We start from the raw sequence: 15,026 nt of genomic DNA on the forward strand, positions 1-15,026 counted from the left end.
ACCGAGCCGACGACCGGGAACCCCGCAGCGCGGGCCGAGCGCGGCTCCGATTAGTGACCGTCATCACGTTAATGCCGTGAACCGCCCTCGCGCCCGATGAGTCGGATTGGATACCGTTCGCCCGGTAGGGTGGCGGTTTCAGAGGACTGGGGGCAGCACCATGATCGGTTTTGAAACGGAGCTCTCCGACCTGCGGAAGGCGAGCGGGCTCGTGGGCAACGCCGGCGACGCGGCGGAGACCGCGCGCGCCGGCGTCGGCAAGCTCGGCGTGGACGTGTCGAACGGAATGCCGGGTGCGCCGTGGCTCGACCCGTTCGGCTTGGCGGGCAGCGGCACCGCGTTCGGCGGCACGCTCGGCATGCCCGAGGTCGCGAAGGCGTACGAGGCGCATCGCGCCAAGGTGGAGGATGCCCTGGCGAAGCTGGCGGCCACGACGCAGCAGACGAGCGAGGCGCTGAAGAAGGTCGCCGAGCTGTACGAGACGTCGGACGCGAACGCGCAGTCGGCGATCCGCCGGGCGGCAGGGGAGGTGCTCTGACGGTGAGCGGCCAGGAGGACTACTTCGGGCTCAGCGGCGGCGGGGACGAGCGGCCGCGCGAGGAGCTGCTCGAAGGCATCTGCGACGAGCTGCGCGGCGGCGCGAACGACGCGCTCGACGGGCTTCAGCTGCTGAAGTACGCCGAATTCTTCCAGTTCGGCATGATGGGCGAGGCCTATGAGGACTTCCAGGACAAGATCACCGGCGTCTTCCGGGAGTTCTCGTCGGCCGAGCTGACCGACTCCGGCACCGGGCTCCAGACGATGATCAACTCGTACGAGCCGGTGTGGCGGAACCTGGGCCACGGCTCGCTGACCGAGCTCAAGCGGGCCAGGGAATTGATGGACTCCTGGCGCGGCGAAGCGGCCGAGGACGTCAAGACCTACCTGGACAACCTGGCGGAGACCTACGACGCCATCGGCGCCGAGATCACCGTCGTGGAGAGCGTCGTCGCGGCCGCCCGGGACAGCGTGTGGGGTGCGCGCGACGACCTCAACAAACTGGCCGAGACGTTCAAGGAGACCGCGCGGAAGTACCAGAAGGACAAGGCCAAGGAGGGCGAGATCTCCTGGTCGAAGGTGGCGGCGGTGGCCTTTTCCGCAGCGTTGATCGGGATGCTCTCGGTGGTCGCGACGCCGGCCGCGGGCGCGGCGGCGGGCGGTCTGACGATGAGCGCGGTCGGCACCGAGGCCGCGGTGGCCGGTGCGGGCGCCGGCATCACCGAGGTGGTCGCGGAGGCGACGACCAAGGTCGAGGGCGACAACGCGATGGAAATCTTCCAGAGCTTCATGGAGCACACCGACAAGCTCCGCGAGAACATGAAGGCGGCGACCGCGCGGTTCGTGCAGAAGGTGCACGAGAAGTCCAACAACATCCCGCCGATCCCGGATCCGCCGGACGTCAGCCCGGGCAACTCGTTCGACCCGTCGAACTTCGAGACGTCGAACACCCCGAAGGACACCGAGAAGCGGGTCCGGGACCGCAAGGTCGACCTCACGCCGGACGACTCGCAGGCCGCGCCGCCGCTGACCGCGTCCGCTATGGACTGACGTGCCGGGACCGGAAGAACTGATCGCGGCATTGTCCGCGTTGTCGGTCGACGCTACGTCGCCCGACAACGCGGTCACGGCCACCGTCAACACGGATGGCGTCCTTACCGGGCTGAAGCTCTCCGACGCGGTGCGCAGCCTGCCGCCGGAGCAGCTTGCCGCGCTGATCCTGCGCACTTGCGCGGAGGCGCAACGGGATTCGGCGAACCGGACGGCGGCGTTGCTGGCCCCGGTCGGGTTGAAGGGGTACGTGATGGACCGGCTGCGGTGGCGTGCCGGGTTCAAGCCGGAGGACGCTCCGCCGGCCGAGCCCGCCCCGGCGCGCCGGACTCCGCCACGCCGGCCCGTGCCGCCGGATCAGGCGACGCGCCCGGGCGCTCCGTCACGAGCGGTACCCTCGCGTCCGGCTTCTGAGTCGGCAGGGAACCCGGCAACGCCTGCGGTGGCAAGGAATCCGGCCGGACCCCGCGCGGCCGCCGCACCTGGCCCGACCGGCACCAGTCAGGCGGCTCCGGGACGGGCTCAGCCCGGCCGGGGCTCGGCGGTGCCCGGTCCGCCCGTGGCAGCCGGTGACCCTGCCGCAGCGGGATACCTGCGTGACCGCACCGCCGACCCGGAGCGTCCGACGGCACCGGAGCGTCCATTGAGCGACGAGGACTGGTACGGCGAAGGCGTCCGGTTCGACGACGCCTGGTAGCGCCGGCCGGATCAGCCGAGCGTGCCGTCGTCGCCGAGCAGCTTCCGCAGCCCCGGCAGCACCGTGGATAGGTCTTTGCCAGTACGGAAAGCGACCACCGTGGTCTCCGCCTCGCCGGTGTTGCCGAACAGGGCGACCGTCTCCGTCATCGCCGCGTCGAAGGCCGCTTCCGGATTCGTCGTCTGGCCGCGCAGCCATCGGCGCAGGACGTGGTTGTGCGCCGTCACCACCGCGGCGGCCATCAGTTCGGCGCGCAGCGCGGTCTCTTCGCCGCCGCCGAGCCAGCGGTGGACGAACTCCTGGAACAACCGCTGGTACTGCCGGGTGCCGGCGATCTCTCGCGCGCGCAGCGCGGGCACGCTGCGGGTGAGCCGGTAGCGGGCCAGCGCCAGGTCGCCCTCGGCGACGTAATGCCGGAGCACCAGCCGTGCCGCCTCGGTGATCGCGACTGTCGCGGTGCGCGGGTCGGAGCCGGACAGTCGGGCCTCGATCGCGCTGAGCAGCACCTCGTGGTCGGGGAAGATCACGTCCTCTTTGGACCGGAACGCGCGGAAGAACGTGCTACGCCCGACGCCGGCGCGCTCGGTGATGTCCTCCACCGTCGTCTGGTCGTAGCCGCGTTCCTCGAACAGCGCGAACGCGGCCTCGCTCAGCCGTTGCCGGGCTGGTTTCTCGGCCATCGCACCACCTTTCCGCGGTCAGCCTAATCGCTGGGCCGGGTGAGCCGGGTCACGCCGTCGATCCCTACCCGCCGGTACTGAGTACCGTCATTATGAAACCAAGTACCGGAGAGATGGGTGAGGCACGTGGAGCTCGTCGGCGTGGTCGGCTGCGGCCAGATGGGGGCGGGGATCGCCGAGGTGTGCGCTCGCGCCGGGCTGGACGTCGTGGCGGTCGAATCGAGCCGGGCGGCCGCCGACGCGGGCCGGGCGCGGCTGGAGGCGTCGCTGGGCCGGGCCGAGCGCAAGGGCAAGATCGAGTCCGCGGCCGCGGTCCTGGAGCGGATCCGGATCACCGAGGAGCTCGACGACCTGGCCGACCGCACGCTGGTGATCGAGGCCATCGTGGAGAACGAGGCGGTCAAGGCGGAGCTGTTCGGCAAGCTGGACAAGATCGTCGCCGCGCCGGGCGCGGTGCTGGCTTCCAACACCTCGTCGATCCCGATCATGAAGCTCGGCACCGCCACCGCGCGGCCGGCCAAGGTACTCGGCATCCACTTCTTCAACCCGGTCCCGGTGCTGCCGCTGGTCGAGCTGGTGCCGAGCCTGCTGACCAGTGACGAGACCACCGTCCGGGCGCGGAAGTTCGCCGAGGAGACGCTCGGCAAGCACGCGATCCTGTGCCAGGACCGGGCCGGCTTCGTGGTGAACGCGCTGCTGATCCCGTTCATCCTGGCCGCGGTGCGGATGCTGGAGTCGGGTTTCGCGACCAAGGAAGCGATCGACGAGGGCCTCGTCCGCGGTGCCGCGCACCCGCAGGGCCCGCTCGCGCTGGCCGACCTGATCGGGCTCGACACCACGAAGGCGGTCGCGGAATCGCTGTACGAGGAGTTCAAGGAGCCGCTGTACGCCCCGCCGCCGCTGCTGGCCCGGATGGTCGACGCCGGTCTGCTCGGCCGCAAGACCGGCCGCGGCTTCTACACCTACTGACCGTTTCCGAGGAGAATCCCGATGAGCTTCGACCTGTTCAAGATCAACGAAGACCACGAAGCGATCCGCGAGGCCGTGCGCGCGGTCGCCGAGGAGCAGATCGCGCCGCACGCCGCCGAGGCGGACGAGCGCGAAGAGTTCCCGAAGGCGTCCTACGACGCGCTGGTGGCGTCGGACTTCCACGCCCCGCACGTGCCCGAGCAGTACGGCGGCGCCGGCGCGGACGCGCTGGCCACCTGCATCGTGATCGAAGAGGTCGCCCGGGTGTGCGCCTCGTCGTCGCTGATCCCGGCGGTGAACAAGCTGGGCAGCCTGCCGCTGATCCTCGCCGCGAACGAGGACGTGAAGGCGAAGTACCTGCCGCCGCTGGCATCCGGTGCCGCGGGATTCTCCTATGGACTGTCCGAACGCGACGCCGGCTCGGACACCGCGTCGATGCGCTGCCGCGCCACCCAGTCCGGTGACGACTGGATCCTCAACGGCCAGAAGTCCTGGATCACCAACGCCGGTTTCTCGGAGTACTACACGGTGCTGGCGGTGACCGACCCGGACGGCCGCCGAGGCGCGAACGTGACCGCGTTCGTGGTGGAGAAGTCCGACGAAGGATTCTCCTTCGGGGCCAAGGAAAAGAAACTGGGCATCAAGGGCTCGCCGACGCGCGAGCTGCTGTTCGACAACGTGCGCATCCCCGGCGACCGGATGGTCGGCGAGCCTGGCGAGGGCCTGAAGATCGCGCTGCGCACGCTCGACCACACCCGCGTGACGATCGCCGCGCAGGCGGTCGGCATCGCGCAGGGAGCGCTGGACCACGCGCTGGCGTATGTGAAGGAGCGCAAGCAGTTCGGCAAGCACATCGCCGACTTCCAGGGCATCCAGTTCATGCTGGCGGACATGGCGATGGCGGTCGAGACGGCCCGCCAGATGGTGTACACCGCGGCGGCGAAGTCCGAACGCGGCGACGCCGACCTGTCGTTCTTCGGCGCGGCGGCGAAGTGCCACGCCTCGGACGTGGCGATGCAGGTCACGACCGACGCGGTCCAGCTGCTCGGCGGATACGGGTACACGCGCGACTTCCCGCTGGAGCGGATGATGCGGGACGCGAAGATCACCCAGATCTACGAGGGCACGAACCAGATCCAGCGCGTCGTGATGGCTCGGCAGCTGCTGAAGGACTGAGGGTTGGTTTTCGAAGCCTCGTCGCCTGCGTTTGCGGGCGACGGGGCTTCGGTCTTTGGGGAAGCCGGACGGTAAGGCTCCCGGTCACGCGCCCGGCTTGTGCTGCCGATCATGCCGCCGCTGGGCCTTGACCACCTCGATCGTGCGGCTGCCGATCCAGTCCAGCAGCCCCTCCAGCGGAATCGTCAGCTCCCGCCCGAGGTCGGTGAGGGCGTAGGACACCTTCGGCGGGCTGTCCGGTTCCACCGAGCGCTCGATCAGGCCGTCCCGGGTCAGCGTGCGCAGGTTCTGGGACAGCATTTTCTCGCTGATCCCGCCGATCGTGTCGCGCAGCGCGGAAAACCGCACCGGGCCGTCGCGCAGGGAGAGCAAAATCAGCGTCCCCCAGCGGCTGCACACATGATTCAGCACCGTCCGGCCGGGGCAGTCGCCGTTGAACGCGTCACCCGGTGCCGCGGCGCCCCGCCCGGCCTCGATGCTTACTGTCACGTACGGACCTTACCTCAGGGTTCGTACTTACCAAAAGTTAGCTGGCCTCCTACGGTGAGTCTTACTGCCACTCAAGGAGGAAACCAACGATGACGACGCTGGTGATCGGCGCGACCGGCAAGGTCGGCCGCCACGTGACGGCGCAGCTGGCCGAACGCGGACTCGCGGTGCGCGCCTTGGTGCGCCGTCCGGACCAGGCCGGCCTGCCCGAAAGTGTCGAGCAGGTGCACGGCGATCTGTCCGACCTGGACAGTCTGCGCGCGGCGGCACACGGGGCGGACTCGGTGTTCCTGATGTGGCCGCTGATGTCCGCCGACCCCGCTGCGCGGATCGCGGCCACACTGGCCGAAAGCACCCGCCGTCTGGTGCTGCTGTCCTCCGCGGCGGCCCGGTCGGGCCGGGACGACGCGATCAGCCGAGTTCATTTGGCCGTGGAGCAGGCCGTCGAGCGCACCGCCTTGGAGTGGACGTTCCTGCAGCCGCACGGCTTCGCCGCGAACACTCTCGGCTGGGCACGGCAAATCCGCGAGGACGGAGTGGTGCGCGGGGCTTACGGTTCCGTGGTCTCCACGCTCATCCACGAGGCCGACATGGCGGCGGTCGCCGTGACCGCGCTGGCTGAGGACGGACACGTCGGTGCCAAGTACGACTTGACCGGGCCGCAAGCGCTTTCCCACGTCGACCAGGTCCGCGTGGTCGGCGAAGTGATCGGCCGCCCGATCCGCTGGGAGGAGGTCTCCCGCGCGGCGGCGCGGGAGCAGCTCGTCAAGCAGATCCCGGCAGCGTACGCGGACGCGATGCTCGACGCCTACGCCCGCCTTTCCGAGGCGGAACCGGACCAGCCGACAGCAACGGTGGCGCAGGTGACCGGGCGGCCGGCGCGCAGTTATGCGCAGTGGGTGGCAGACCATGCTGCGGAGTTCACAGGGCAGTGATCCCGATGCTGGTCAGACGGTGTCTTCGAGGCTCAGCCAATCAGACTGGAGTTGCGGGGGACGGTACGGAAGACCGTTGAGAGTGGTGCCGTGGAAGCCGATGTCGCCGTCGAAGGTGGCGTTGTCGAAGGTTGTGTAGCTCGCGAAACTCACGCGGTCGAACCATGCCTGGTCGCCGAAGCGGGCGCGGTCGAAATACGCGCTTTGGGCTGCGGCTCCGTCCTCGAACACCGGTGCGGCGGTGAACCCGGCGCCGGCGAAGCTGACGCTCCGTTCGAACTCCGCGTCGCTGAACCGGGCGATGCCCCGCAAGAGCGCTCTGTCAAATGACGCGTCGCGCTGGAAGCCAGCGTGCCGGAATATCGTGGTTCCGACGAATTCTGTGTACTCAAAGCGGGCTTCGTTGCGGAACACCGTGCGGTCGAACTGGACGCTGCCAGCGAAAGTGGCTCGAGTGAACCAGGTCTCGCCGTGGAAGACAGCTTCGTCGAACCGGCTTGTGCCGGTGAAGGTCGCTTCGTGGAACCACGCGTCGCCGACGAACTGCGCGCCCGCGAAGCGGGCGTTGTGGAGCGCGGCACCGTTGAGGGAGAGGTCGAAAAGGACAGCGCCCGAGAGATCGAGTTCCACTCCGCTCCAGAACTGCCCGTCGGGCGCGTCCGGTGTCAGGTGCTGGACCAGGAGCCGTTGCGCGGTGAGCCGGACTTCGCGTTCCTGGCGCGGCACCGGGTCGGCGGCGTCGGCAGTGAGGTCGTAGGGCATCCGCAGATAGGCGCTCAGCACGTTGGCGATCGTCGGACGCAGGCGCGCATTTTCCTGTGCCAGCCGGTCGAGCGCGTACAGTCCGGCCAGCCGCACCGGTGCTCGGTCGGCACCGAGCTGTTCGACCGCCTTGAGGTTCAGCTCGTTGATCCGCCGCTCGGTTGCGTCATGGCGGGCATCGGCGTTGGCTTGCTCCCGCAGCCGCAGTTCCGCGCGTTTGGTGGCCAGGTCGCGTTCTGCGGTCTGTTGTCGGCGCGCGGCCAGCAGGAGCGCCAGCGCACCGCCGGTGCCGACGACGATTGTGCCGACCGTCCTGATGCCGTCCAGCCGGATGCGGTCTGCCTCGGTGCCGTGCCCGTACCACGCGAATAAAGCCCAGAAAGCAGTCGCGGCGACCACGACGACCGTCGCCGCGCAGACCACGATCGTGCGGCTGGACAGCACCCCGGCGGTCCCGTCTCCGCCGGAATCCTCCCGCGTTCGCGGGGAGAGATCGACCATCCCTCCATGATCAGCGCTCGGGCCCCGGAAAGGAGCAGCTGGAAGGGTGGAACCCATTCCGCCGAACAGCGGCGCCCTTCCTTACCGGTCGTAATAAGAAGTCGGCGGCTCCGGCCACTGCCGGGTCGGCGAGTCCGGCCCGCTCCGCTTCTTCTTGTGCAGGGTCCGCGCGCTGGCCGCCATGCTGCTCACCACGATCGCGATCACCAGCCCGATCACCAGGTTGATCAACGCCGTCGCGATCTTCGCGTCCAGCCCGACCGTCAGCGTCAACGGCAGCACCACCGCGATCGCCGTCACCAGCACCATGATCCAGCCGAAAAACTGTCCCGGCGCCGGCGTCGCCACGCTCAGCAGATGCATCAGCCCGGTGGCCAGCAGCGCGACCACCGCGGCGGCGATCGCGTACGTCGGGGTGCTCGCCTTGCCCCACAAGCCGTCGCCCTTCGGGGCCAGCACCGGCACGTCAAAGATGCCGCGCGCGATCAGCAGGCCGACCACTGCCACGAGCGCGGCTACGACCGCGGTCGCCACCCCGCCCGCCCACAGCCGGGCGGCGTCGATGCCGGGGCGGGTGTCCTCGTTGTAGCCGCCGGGGTATTGCTGCGCCATCGCGGTCCTTCCGTCGCCGGTACGGTCCTTCCCCGATTGTCGCGCTACTTCGGCGCGGCTGCCGGGTCGGCGGACAGCTTGCGCAGTTTGAACGACAGCACTACCAGGGTGACCCCGTAGATCACCGCGTAAATGCCGATCAGCAGCGCGACGCCGTACGCGCCGGCGATCGGGTGGAACAGCACCAGGACCCCGGCGAGCACCGACAGCGCGCCGGCCACGATGAGGAACGCTTCGCCGGTGATCTGCTTGCGCAGCCGGACCGCGGCGACGATCTCCATGATCCCGGTGACCACGGCCCACGCGCCGACGAGCGTCGCCAGCACCAGGATGGTCAGGCCGGGCCATACGAGGGTCATCACGCCGGCGACGAGGCCCAGCATGCCGAGCAGCGCGTAGGCGAACCGGTGCGCGCCGTCGCCCGGGCGGAACGCCTGCATGATCGCGCCGACCGCGTCGAACAGCACGTAGATCCCGAACAGGATGGCGAGCGCCAGCACGGTGATGCCAGGCCAGACCAGCGCCAGCACGCCGAACAGCACGCCCAGGATCCCGCGGGTGAGCATCAGCGGCCACGCGCGCCGCGGGTCGAGCACCGCCAAGCCGAAGACGGGCGGAGTGGGCATGGTCATGGGGTCGCCTCCCGAGTGTCGTGCTGACCTGGGGAAACGGTAGCCGGATGAGGCCCGGGCCGCCGGGACCTCACCCGATCGAGGGCGCTACCAGACGACCGGGAGACCGGCGAGGCGCCAGGTTCCCGGGTCCGGCATCCGCTTCGCCTCCAGCACCCGCAGGCCGGGGAACCGGTCGAGCAGCGCCGTCAGCGCCGCTTCGGCTTGGACTCGGGCGAACGACGCGCCCAGGCAGAAGTGCGGTCCGTGTGCGAAGCCGAGGTGCGCGCCCCCGGTGCGGCGGACGTCGAACCGGTCCGGGTCGGCGAAGACACGCGGATCGCGGTTGGCCGCCGCGATCGACGCGGTCACCTGCTCGCCGCGGCGGATCAGCGAGCCGTGCAGCTCGACGTCTTCGGTGGCCTGGCGGGGGATGGTCAGCAGCTGCGAACCGCACCAGCGCATCAGTTCCTCGACCGCGCCCGGCCACAGTTCCGGTTCCGCGCGGAGGATCTCGAGCTGATCCGGGTGCGCCAGCAGGGTTTCGACCGAGTTCGCGATGAAGTTCGCCGGTGTCTGCCCGGCCAGCACGAGCTGCCACACCAGCGCGACGGTCTCCGTTTCGGTCAGCCCGGCGCTGGTCAAGTGCGCCAGCAACGCACTGTCCGGATGCGCCGCCAGCGACCGCGAGCTGTCGATGATTCCCGGCACCGCCGCGGCGAATCCCTCGCCGTGCGCCTGTACGACCGCCCCGCCGTACTCGTGCCAGCGGGGCCGCTCGGCTTCCGGTACGCCGACGAGTTCGCAGATCACCGCCATCGGGAGCGGCTGCGCGAACTCGGTCAGCAAGTCGACCGGGCCTTCGGCGGGCAGCGCGTCCAGGTACTGGCCGACGATTTTTTCGATCTGCGGCCGGAACTCCAACGCGCGGCGGGCGGCGAAGGCGGGCGCGGCCAGGCGGCGCAGCCGCGCGTGTTCTTCGCCCTCCACTTCCTGCATCGTCCGCAGGTACGGACGGCAGTGCTCGGGCACCTCGGGCCGATGGTGGTAGCTGCCCTCGCTCAGCGCGAAGCGCGAGTCGGCGAGCATCGCGCGCGCCTCGGCGTGCCGGGTGACCACCCACATCGGCGGGAAGCCGGGCCCGACCAGCTTGGCGAGCGGACCCTGCTCGCGCGCCGCGCCGTAGGTCGAGAACGGGTCGAGGACCACGGCCGGATCGGTCAGGTCGAGTTCGGGAACGGGGGACACCGGCACCTCCAGATGGTGAATTCAGATGATCTCATCATATGCATGGTGACGGTATCTTGGCCAGGACGGACCGGGAGGGCGCACGATGGCTCGGCTGACCAGGGCAGAGACACAGGAGCGGAACCGGGCGAGGGTGCTCGCCGCGGCGCGCGAGGAGTTCACCGAGCGCGGGTTCCGGGACGCCAAGATCGACGTGATCGCCGAACGGGCCGAGCTGACCCGCGGCGCGGTCTACTCCAACTTCCCGGGCAAGCGCGCGCTCTACTTCGCGGTGCTCGCCGCCGAAGCGGAACGATTCGCCGCGCAGCCGCCGGATCCGGACCCCGGCCTGACCCCGGCGGAGGCGCTCGGCGCGTTCGCCCGTGCCTGGGTCGCCCGGCTGCCGCTCGCGACCGACCCGGATGCCCGGCTGGGCGTCGACCTGCTGCCGGAGATCCTCGCCGACGAACTCACCCACCGCCCGTACGCGCAGCTGCTGCGGTTCGACGCGATCGTGCTCGGCCTTGCCCTGGAACGGCTTTCGCCGTCGTCCGGCCGGCTGGTCCGTGTCGCGGAGGCGGCCCTGACGACGCTGCACGGAGCGAGTCAGCTCGCGGCCGCGGCGCCCGGATTCGGCGAGCCGTTCAACGTGGTGCGGCTGTGCGAGGCATTGCCCGCGCTGGGTCTGACCGACAGCTGGCCGGAGCCGCCGATTATGCCGCAGGCGCGTCCGGCCGCCGAACCCTGGGCGCCGCCGGAGGTTTTCGACGCGCTGCGAGCTCGTGCCACCCGGATCGACGGCGACGGTGTGGTCGCGGTGATCGGGTTGCACCGGCTGTCCGCGATCGAGGAAGCCTTGCGCGCGGCGGGGGAGGCCACGCTGGTGGTGGTGACCGGCCAGCCCGGGGAGCTGACCCCGTTGACGAACTTGGTGCTCGCGGACCTGCGCGGGCTGTTGCGGCGATCGTGTCCGGAAGCCGCCTGGCCGCGCCTGCGCGTCGTCGTCGACGAGACCGGTCAGCTCGCGGCCGCCGCCGGAGTGTCCGCGGTGAGCGACGCGACCGAGACCGCGATCCGGGTCCACAATGGACACATTGTGCTCCGGGCGGAGGGGTTCGGCGCGTGCCACGCGGTCGCGGCCGCTCCGGTGCCGGCTGATCCCGCCGAAAAGCCGTGAGGGGCCTCTTCCGGGAATCAGATTCCCGGAAGAGGCCCCGCACGGACCGTTTTTCGCCCGAGACGATCAGCCGATGCGGTAGCTGTAGGGCAGAGCCGCCAGCACCTCACCGGTTCCGACCTGCGGAAGACCGGTCACGCCGGTCGGCAGCGACGGCACCGTCACGAGGTTCAGGTGCCCGGTCACCGTCTGCCCGGCCTTGCCGGACGGGGTGATGGTGACTGTGACGGTCGCGGTCTCGCCCGGCTTGACCAGCTGCGGCGTGCCGCCGGTGCCGTTCGGGTCCACCGACTGGCCGTACGGGTCGCCGGTCGAGGACGTGACCGCGCCGTCGAAGCCCGCGGTCCGGATCGACGACGTGTAGCTGGAGTGGCCTGCCGGCGCGCCCGCCGGGCCGAACGGGCCGATCTCCTGCACGTCGGCGAACCAGAGGCCCTTCGTGACATACCCGGACTTCTCGCCGATCGTCGCGACCGACACCGTGCTGCCGTTCTGCGCGGCCTTCAGGTCGCCGAGCACGTCGATGCCCGCGGCCGAGCCCTGGATCTCCGCCTGCGCGGGCACCGTCGACGAGGTCGCGACGGTGAACCGGCTGGTGTCCGGCGGAATCGAGTACACCGGCGCGTCCGTGCCCTGTTCCGGCAGAGCGACCTCGGTCGAACCCTGGATCGGCTGCGGCTGCAGCGTCTGCTGGGTGTTCGTCCGCGCGTCGACGCCGATCGCGATCGGCTCGACGCCGGTGTTGCGCACCGTCACCGGCATCGTGACAGCCTTGCCGGCGGCCAGCTGCTTCGCCGCGGACGCGGGCAGCGCGGGGGCGCTGACCGAGACCTGGTCGAAGCCGACGGTCCCGGTGAACGGCTGCTCGATCTGCTTGCCGGTCACCGGGTTCTGCACCACCAGCACGAGGTGCCAGCGGCCGGGCAGCGGGTTCGCGTCGGTCAGCTGCAGGCCGGTGCCCTGGCCCAGCGTGGTGGGCGAGGTCAGGAAGGCGTTGCTGTTCACGTCGGCGAGCTCGCCGTTCGGGTCGACCAGGACACCGTCCAGCAGCGTGCCCGGGTCTTGCAGCTTCACCGCGACGTCGAGGTCGTGCTTGCCGCGAGGAACGTCGAACTCGTAGGAGAACGTCTGCGCAGGCGACACGGCGCGCGCGTTGCCGCCGGTGATCGTGCCGCTGAAGGTCCCCGGCCCGTTCTTGGTCGGGATCAGCGAACGCACGATCGCGGACAAGGTGGTCTGGTGGCCGTCGGAGCTGCCGAAGGTCACCGAGTAGTCCGCGTCGCCGCCGGTGGCCGGGGCCTGCAGCGAGAAGTGCACCGGCTTGGTCTGGCCCGGGTTGAGCTGCAGGATCTGCGGTGACACCTGGCCGTACGGGACAGCCCGCTGCGCCGTGGTGGCCAGCTGGATGTCGCCGGTGTAGCCGGCCTTGCCGGACACCGAGTACAGCACCGCGGTCCAGGTACCGGCGGCCGGACGGGTGACGTCGACGTTGGCGTAGTTCGCCGTCGCCGGTCCGCCCTGCGGGCGGCTGTTGGCGACGAAGGTGCCGTCCGGCGCGAGCAGCGTCAGCCGCACCACCGGGGTGACGGACTGGCCGTTCACCGTCTTCGGGCTGCCCTGCCAGGCCATCCGGGCCAGAAGCCGTTGCGCGCCAGCGGGAACTGAGAACGTGACCTTCTTGTACGCCCAGTTGGCGCCATTGAAGTACGGGAAGGTCGGCAGGCTCGTGGAGTCGAACCCGGTGGTCTGGGTCTGGGTGCCCATCGGCGCGAAGGTGCGCGTGCCGGTGCTGACCGTGAGCGGCTTGCTGCCGACGTTGGTGACGTTCACCGAACCCTGCTGGGTGCTGCCCGGCGCGCCTTCCAGAGTCAGCTGGTCGGCCGACAGCGAGATGTTCGACGCGACGCCCGTCGGAGCGCCGGTGGTGCCCGGCGCGGTCAGCGCGGCTTCGACGGCCGCACGCGCGTCGAGCAGGCCGGAACCCTGCTCGTCGGCGGGGAGGTTGAGGTCGCGGGTGGTGCCGGTGATGAGCTGCTTCACCTGCGCGGGCGTCGGCGACGCGCCGTGGTGGGTGTTGCGGTAGCTCTGGATCACCAGCGCGGCGACGCCCGCGGTCAGCGGCGCCGCTTCACTGGTGCCGCCGAACGACTCCAGGTCGGTGCCCTGCGGCACGGTCTTGAAGTTGCGGCATTCCGCGTACGCCGGCGCGCAGTCGGCCCAGTTGCCCTCGCCGGGTGCGACCAGGTCGATGGTGCGGCCGTTCTGCGTGATGCCGGACGAGGACAGCGCGGAGATGTTGTCGCTCACCCATTTCCCGTTGGAGAACGGGAAAGCCGCGTAGCCGGTCTGCGCGTACAGCCGGTTGTCGGTGGTCGCGCCCGCGGAGATGACCAGCGGGTCGGTGGCCGGGCTGCCGATCGTGGACGTGGTGCCCGCGTCGCCGCTGGACGCGGTGACCGTGACGCCCGCCGCGACCGCCTGGTCGTTGAAGACCTGGAACAGGTTGCGGGAGCTGGAATCCGGGTACTGGTTCAGGCCGAGCGACTCGTTGATCACGTCGACGTGGTCGACCGTCACCGCGTAGTCGATCGCCTGCAGCACCGCGGAGTTCGTCGCGGTGCGGCCGAAGACGTTCAGGCCGACCAGGCTCGCGCCCGGGGCCACGCCTTTGACGACGATGTTGCAGCCGGCCGGCAGCGGGTGCTTCTCGTTCACGAACTTCGACAGATCGTGCACCACGACGCCCTGTGCGGCGATCGACGAGGCGTCGCCGAACGCCTCGGCCCCGGCGTCGGTCGTGTTCGGGCCGTCGCCGGAGAAGTCCTGGTAGTCGGAGAACACGTGGCTGCCGTCGGGCCGGATGAAGTCCGCGTAGTTCGGGTCCATGTTGTCGGCCAGGAACGCGACCTTGACCCCGGCGCCGTTGGCCAGGTCGGACGCGCTCTTCGAACCGTCGGTGCTGTACGCGTGGATCGAGGTCAGCGCTTCCGGCTCCAGCAGCGGCTTCGCCGGGTCGGTCGGGCAAATCGCGTTCGGCGTTGCCGCCTGCGCCTTGCCCCCGGCCTGCGGCGCGCCGGCCGGCGCGGCCGGCTTCGCGTCCGGCAGCATCACCTTGCTGTCCGGCAGCACCTGCGCGACCGCCGGGTCCTGCGCGAGCTGCGCGGCCTGCGCGGGCGTGACGGTGGCGGAGAACGCGTTGCCCAGCGCGAAGTGCTTGACCTTGGCCGGTGCGGCACCGGCCAGCTTGGCCAGCACCGAGTTCTGTTCCTGAGTGGCTTTCGCGCGGCGATCGCCCGACTCCGCCTTGGTGGGCGGCGCGCCGGGCAACTGGTCCGCGAGGACGACGATGACGGATTGCGGTGTGCCGTCGGCCGTCGCGGCGGTCTGCGGGGCAGCCAGTGCCGACTGGGTTACCCCAGCCAGCACCAGACTGCCGGTCGCAGCCATGACGAGGGCGCGAACGGATCGCGAGGAACGCCCCATGTGCAGTTCCCACTTCCTGTTCGAATGGTTCGTGAGTTACCGGCCCCGACGAAAGCGGGCGCGAACCAACCGCGCCCGTTTTCCCTGCCGCAGAACTCTTTCGCGGCCCGGCACGATCCA

14 protein-coding genes are annotated in these 15,026 nt (G+C 70.2%); 7 read left to right on the forward strand and 7 right to left on the reverse strand.

From position 1 onward, the window contains the following. Window positions 1–160 precede the first annotated feature (160 nt). The 3 genes from AMYBE_RS0106170 to AMYBE_RS0106180 are packed head-to-tail and all read left to right on the forward strand — an operon-like array spanning window position 161 to window position 2,284. A complete protein-coding gene (locus AMYBE_RS0106170; RefSeq protein WP_020658477.1) occupies window positions 161–538 on the forward strand; it encodes a hypothetical protein in 378 nt (125 codons plus the stop codon). 2 nt (window positions 539–540) lie between these two features. After that, entirely contained in the window at window positions 541–1,587 is a 1,047-nt protein-coding gene (locus tag AMYBE_RS0106175) for a hypothetical protein (RefSeq protein WP_020658478.1), read from the forward strand. Window position 1,588: 1 nt separating this feature from the next. Then, window positions 1,589–2,284 carry a YbaB/EbfC family nucleoid-associated protein gene (locus AMYBE_RS0106180; protein ID WP_020658479.1) on the forward strand — a complete coding sequence of 232 codons (696 nt, stop codon included), beginning with the start codon at window positions 1,589–1,591 and terminating at the stop codon, window positions 2,282–2,284. Between the two features lie 11 nt (window positions 2,285–2,295). Here AMYBE_RS0106180 and AMYBE_RS0106185 read toward each other — a convergent pair whose 3' ends face one another. Beyond that, complete coding sequence (locus tag AMYBE_RS0106185; RefSeq protein WP_020658480.1) at window positions 2,296–2,964, reverse strand: TetR/AcrR family transcriptional regulator; 669 nt, start codon at window positions 2,962–2,964, stop codon at window positions 2,296–2,298. Window positions 2,965–3,081: 117 nt separating this feature from the next. Here AMYBE_RS0106185 and AMYBE_RS0106190 point away from each other — a divergent pair, with 117 nt between their 5' ends. Continuing rightward, the gene (locus AMYBE_RS0106190; RefSeq protein WP_084469877.1) at window positions 3,082–3,933 is read left to right on the forward strand and encodes a 3-hydroxybutyryl-CoA dehydrogenase; all 852 of its coding nucleotides are present in this window, start codon (window positions 3,082–3,084) and stop codon (window positions 3,931–3,933) included. A gap of 21 nt (window positions 3,934–3,954) precedes the next feature. After that, window positions 3,955–5,109 carry an acyl-CoA dehydrogenase family protein gene (locus AMYBE_RS0106195; RefSeq protein WP_020658482.1) on the forward strand — a complete coding sequence of 385 codons (1,155 nt, stop codon included), beginning with the start codon at window positions 3,955–3,957 and terminating at the stop codon, window positions 5,107–5,109. Window positions 5,110–5,193: 84 nt separating this feature from the next. Here AMYBE_RS0106195 and AMYBE_RS0106200 read toward each other — a convergent pair whose 3' ends face one another. Then, window positions 5,194–5,598, reverse strand: a complete 405-nt coding sequence (locus AMYBE_RS0106200; protein WP_020658483.1) for a winged helix-turn-helix transcriptional regulator — start codon at window positions 5,596–5,598, stop codon at window positions 5,194–5,196. Between the two features lie 89 nt (window positions 5,599–5,687). On the opposite strand from AMYBE_RS0106200, the gene AMYBE_RS0106205 reads away from it, so the two are divergent. Next, a complete protein-coding gene (locus tag AMYBE_RS0106205; protein ID WP_020658484.1) occupies window positions 5,688–6,533 on the forward strand; it encodes an NAD(P)H-binding protein in 846 nt (281 codons plus the stop codon). A gap of 12 nt (window positions 6,534–6,545) precedes the next feature. Here the strand turns inward: AMYBE_RS0106205 and AMYBE_RS0106210 are convergent, their stop codons facing one another. The 4 genes from AMYBE_RS0106210 to AMYBE_RS0106225 form a co-directional block, all read right to left on the reverse strand. Beyond that, entirely contained in the window at window positions 6,546–7,796 is a 1,251-nt protein-coding gene (locus AMYBE_RS0106210; RefSeq protein WP_020658485.1) for a pentapeptide repeat-containing protein, read from the reverse strand. An 81-nt stretch (window positions 7,797–7,877) separates the two neighbouring features. Then, window positions 7,878–8,408, reverse strand: a complete 531-nt coding sequence (locus tag AMYBE_RS0106215; RefSeq protein WP_020658486.1) for a DUF6069 family protein — start codon at window positions 8,406–8,408, stop codon at window positions 7,878–7,880. A 44-nt stretch (window positions 8,409–8,452) separates the two neighbouring features. After that, on the reverse strand, window positions 8,453–9,040 hold the full coding sequence (locus AMYBE_RS0106220) for an HdeD family acid-resistance protein (protein ID WP_020658487.1): 588 nt from the start codon (window positions 9,038–9,040) through the stop codon (window positions 8,453–8,455). 87 nt (window positions 9,041–9,127) lie between these two features. Next, on the reverse strand, window positions 9,128–10,267 hold the full coding sequence (locus tag AMYBE_RS0106225; RefSeq protein ID WP_020658488.1) for a cytochrome P450: 1,140 nt from the start codon (window positions 10,265–10,267) through the stop codon (window positions 9,128–9,130). An 85-nt stretch (window positions 10,268–10,352) separates the two neighbouring features. On the opposite strand from AMYBE_RS0106225, the gene AMYBE_RS0106230 reads away from it, so the two are divergent. Then, the gene (locus AMYBE_RS0106230) at window positions 10,353–11,423 is read left to right on the forward strand and encodes a TetR/AcrR family transcriptional regulator (RefSeq protein ID WP_027927421.1); all 1,071 of its coding nucleotides are present in this window, start codon (window positions 10,353–10,355) and stop codon (window positions 11,421–11,423) included. Window positions 11,424–11,489: 66 nt separating this feature from the next. Here AMYBE_RS0106230 and AMYBE_RS0106235 read toward each other — a convergent pair whose 3' ends face one another. Continuing rightward, window positions 11,490–14,870 (reverse strand): S8 family serine peptidase, encoded by a 3,381-nt coding sequence (locus AMYBE_RS0106235; RefSeq protein WP_245573158.1) that lies wholly within the window; start codon window positions 14,868–14,870, stop codon window positions 11,490–11,492. Window positions 14,871–15,026: the final 156 nt, after the last annotated feature.

Source organism: Amycolatopsis benzoatilytica AK 16/65, assembly GCF_000383915.1.
Taxonomy (GTDB): Bacteria; Actinomycetota; Actinomycetes; order Mycobacteriales; family Pseudonocardiaceae; genus Amycolatopsis; species Amycolatopsis benzoatilytica.

Bases quoted from the DNA above. Each gene is read 5' to 3' on its own strand.
- AMYBE_RS0106170 (WP_020658477.1), top strand. From the start codon at position 161: ATGATCGGTTTTGAAACGGAGCTCTCCGACCTGCGGAAGGCGAGCGGG.
- AMYBE_RS0106185 (WP_020658480.1), bottom strand. From the start codon at position 2,964: ATGGCCGAGAAACCAGCCCGGCAACGGCTGAGCGAGGCCGCGTTCGCG.
- AMYBE_RS0106195 (WP_020658482.1), top strand. From the start codon at position 3,955: ATGAGCTTCGACCTGTTCAAGATCAACGAAGACCACGAAGCGATCCGC.
- AMYBE_RS0106205 (WP_020658484.1), top strand. From the start codon at position 5,688: ATGACGACGCTGGTGATCGGCGCGACCGGCAAGGTCGGCCGCCACGTG.
- AMYBE_RS0106210 (WP_020658485.1), bottom strand. From the start codon at position 7,796: ATGGTCGATCTCTCCCCGCGAACGCGGGAGGATTCCGGCGGAGACGGG.
- AMYBE_RS0106215 (WP_020658486.1), bottom strand. From the start codon at position 8,408: ATGGCGCAGCAATACCCCGGCGGCTACAACGAGGACACCCGCCCCGGC.
- AMYBE_RS0106220 (WP_020658487.1), bottom strand. From the start codon at position 9,040: ATGACCATGCCCACTCCGCCCGTCTTCGGCTTGGCGGTGCTCGACCCG.
- AMYBE_RS0106230 (WP_027927421.1), top strand. From the start codon at position 10,353: ATGGCTCGGCTGACCAGGGCAGAGACACAGGAGCGGAACCGGGCGAGG.
- AMYBE_RS0106235 (WP_245573158.1), bottom strand. From the start codon at position 14,870: ATGGCTGCGACCGGCAGTCTGGTGCTGGCTGGGGTAACCCAGTCGGCA.